The 2942-nt window shown below is 54.7% G+C and carries 4 protein-coding genes; 1 reads left to right on the forward strand and 3 read right to left on the reverse strand.

All coding sequences use genetic code 11. The annotated features are described in order from the left end of the window. The 3 genes from VK738_10615 to VK738_10625 form a co-directional block, all read right to left on the reverse strand. Positions 1-870, reverse strand: an 870-nt coding sequence (locus VK738_10615) for an ABC transporter ATP-binding protein (protein HTD23098.1), incomplete at its 3' end; no start/stop codon positions are given. A 159-nt stretch (positions 871-1029) separates the two neighbouring features. Beyond that, positions 1030-1527 (reverse strand): prepilin-type N-terminal cleavage/methylation domain-containing protein, encoded by a 498-nt coding sequence (locus VK738_10620; protein HTD23099.1) that lies wholly within the window; start codon positions 1525-1527, stop codon positions 1030-1032. 326 nt (positions 1528-1853) lie between these two features. After that, complete coding sequence (locus VK738_10625; protein HTD23100.1) at positions 1854-2384, reverse strand: prepilin-type N-terminal cleavage/methylation domain-containing protein; 531 nt, start codon at positions 2382-2384, stop codon at positions 1854-1856. A 313-nt stretch (positions 2385-2697) separates the two neighbouring features. Between VK738_10625 and VK738_10630 the strand changes: the two genes are divergently transcribed. Then, positions 2698-2942: hypothetical protein (locus tag VK738_10630; protein ID HTD23101.1), on the forward strand; the 245-nt coding region annotated here is incomplete at its 3' end.

Raw genomic sequence — 2942 nt, forward strand, 5'->3', positions numbered from 1 at the left:
TACCGGGATCACCGAGATCAGCCGCAGCCGTTCCCGTCGCAACGCCTCAATCGCGCTATCCTGATTAGCTTCCGAGAGCACGGCACGCACCGTGTCCCCAGTTACGTGGCACTCCGCGCCCAGCGCCCGCAGCGAGGACGGTACCACCGTCCCTTGCCAAACGATCTCCACTTTGCCGTGGATGCTGGAGGTGAGTTCGGCCACGGCTCCCACTCCCCGTAACTCGCCCTGATGAATAATAGCGACGCGATCGCACAGCGCTTCAGCATCTGACAGGATGTGAGTAGAAAAGAAAACCGTCTTGCCTTCCTGCTTGAGCTGCTCCATCAGGTCACGGACTTCGCGGCGTCCCATGGGATCCAGCCCGGACATGGGTTCGTCAAAGAAGACAAGTTTGGGATCGTGCAGAATGGCCTGTGCAATCCCGACCCGCTGCAACATACCTTTGGAAAATTTGCGCAACTGCACTCCGCCTACGTCGGGCAATCCTACCCGTTGCAGTACTTCATCGATCTTGCGTGACCGCTCTTTCGGCGCCACTCCAGAGAGTTGTCCGTAGTAATTGAGCAGCTCAAGGGCGGTAAGGTAATCGTAAAAATAGGGCTGTTCGGGAAGAAAGCCAATTTGCGCCTTCATCCTGGAATCGCTGACTTCCATACCCAGAATGCGCGCTGAACCAGCAGTGGGAAAAACCAGACCCATCAAAAGTTTGAGGGTGGTTGTCTTCCCTGCGCCATTCGGTCCCAGGAAGCCGAAAATTTCGCCTTCCTCCACAGTCAGGTGGAGAGGCTTCAAGGCGCATTTGGGCTTCTTGCGCCAAAAGCCGACGCTGTAAATTTTTTCTAATCCAAGGATTTCAATTGCGGCCATGGCAGGTATTAGATTAGTCGCATTGTGTGCCTACAAATTATATGCAAAATCGAGGCAGGCGGAAGTTGCACCAGTGATTACCGAAGTTCAAAACACCGAAGCTTCCGGTTGTTGTCGGCACTCTCTTGGCGGCTCTGCTGCCGAGGTGTTTTGCTGCCTCTATTGCCGCATCGGATAGGCGGTGCAGGTCGGGACATCAGCGGCTGGGGGCGCGCCGCCCGGGTCGATTCGCAACACTCCGTCGGTCACAATACAGAAGTTGCGGACGCCGGTGATATTGAAGTTCTGGGGAGCCGATGAGGTTACGAAGGAAGTATTCCCACCTCCACCCGGCGAGAATCCTGCAGCCAGGAAAGTATATCCAGTTTTCACTCCGGTGGTTAGAACACTGTCCAGTATGCACGCAGTAGCCGAGGTGGGAGTACAAACCGCCAGTCCGCCCAAACTCGCCAGATCAACGGCAAACCCCACGTTAGGATACGATGCGTTGTAGGCGTACTCCGCGGTCGCTATCTTACGTACCGAACTTGCAGCAGACGCCTCATCCGCTGAAATACGTGCCCGCAGGAGGTTGGGAATGGCCACCGCCGCGATAATCAGGATTATCGCCACGACGATCAGCAACTCGATCAGTGAAAATCCTCTGTCTCGCCTCATCCTCGCCCTTTCAATGGGAGCGTCCTATTCCCCATAAGGATGTAGCACTTTGTTCGCCAGTCGAAGAACATGCGAAATTACCGTAGTTCGTGGGCAAATGAAGCAAATCAACAACTTGGGTTTCTTTGGCTGAGATCCGAACAAGAATCCGCTGACCAGAAGACAGGATTTGTCGCCCAAAGGCGACAAATTGCCATAGTCGAGTGAAGCAAGCGGAACGGTTACTAGCCGAGAAGCCTGCAAAATGCAAAGGGGCACCGGATTATCCTCCGGTGCCCCATGGCCTTGGTACCCTCCCCCAGGTACTCTGCCAAATTCCGCTCAGCCTAGTTCAACAGGGTATAGGCTTGGCACGCCGCGTTGGTGGTGATTGGCGGACCATTCAGAGGCGTCACGAACCTGATTACGTTGTCTTCCTGCGTGCAGAAGCCGCGTACTCCGGTCACGTTGAACGCCGCCGCAGCGCCTCCGATCGCGTACTGCAAGTTGACACCGGCAGCCGCAGTAACGCCCATGTTGTAGTAGTAGCCGCTCTTCGCAGTTGCTACGGCCGTGGCGTTGGATAGAGCGCTGTCAATCAAGCAGGCATTACCCACAACCGGGCCACCAGCAGGACACACTGTGTTCGGTCCACCAGGTCCCAGGGTGGCGATGGTAGGAGCAAAGCCCACAGTGGGAAAGCCCGTTGAATAGGTCACTTGGGCCGTGTTCAAGGTTCGCAGCGAGCTTACCGAAGACGACTCGTTGGCTGCGATACGTGCACGCAGCAAGTTTGGAATAGCAATCGCGGCGATGATCAAAATGATCGCGACCACGATCAACAACTCAATTAGTGAAAAGCCCTTTTGTTTACGCATCTCTCGTTTCCCTCTTCTCCATGATCAGAAATTTTGGTCTCAATAGACCCAATTGCCGAATATGTTCGCATTTTAGCGGCCAGGGCCGAAGGTCACCTGGAACCATCGCTTCCAGAGTCTACCTGCTTTATTTCCAATGATCTCACGATCTTCGGTTACCCAGGTAATTCTGCTCAAATTCATCTTCAAGGGTCAAGCGTGTCACATTGTGGCGGGCGGGGTTGACAATTTGTGTCAATTTGGGACGGGCTCAAATCGTGGCCACAGCAGAGAATGGCTCGCCACTGTTGTCTTACAATTGCCGTCTATCTCCATGAGCATCCCCGTCGACAGCCTTCACATCGAGCCCGACATTTCTCGAGCTTGGTCTCTCCCAGCACAGTTCTACACAGACACTAGCATTTTTGAGCTGGAGAAAGAACGGATCTTCGCGCGGACCTGGCAGGTCGTGGGACACGGCAATCAACTTAGGAACACCGGCGATTTCTTCACCGCGGAACTTCAAGGTGAGCCATTGCTTTTGGTGCGGGACGCGAGCGGGGAACTGCGCGGTTTCTA

It is taken from the genome of Terriglobales bacterium (assembly GCA_035487355.1).
Classification (GTDB): domain Bacteria; phylum Acidobacteriota; class Terriglobia; order Terriglobales; family Acidobacteriaceae; genus QIAW01.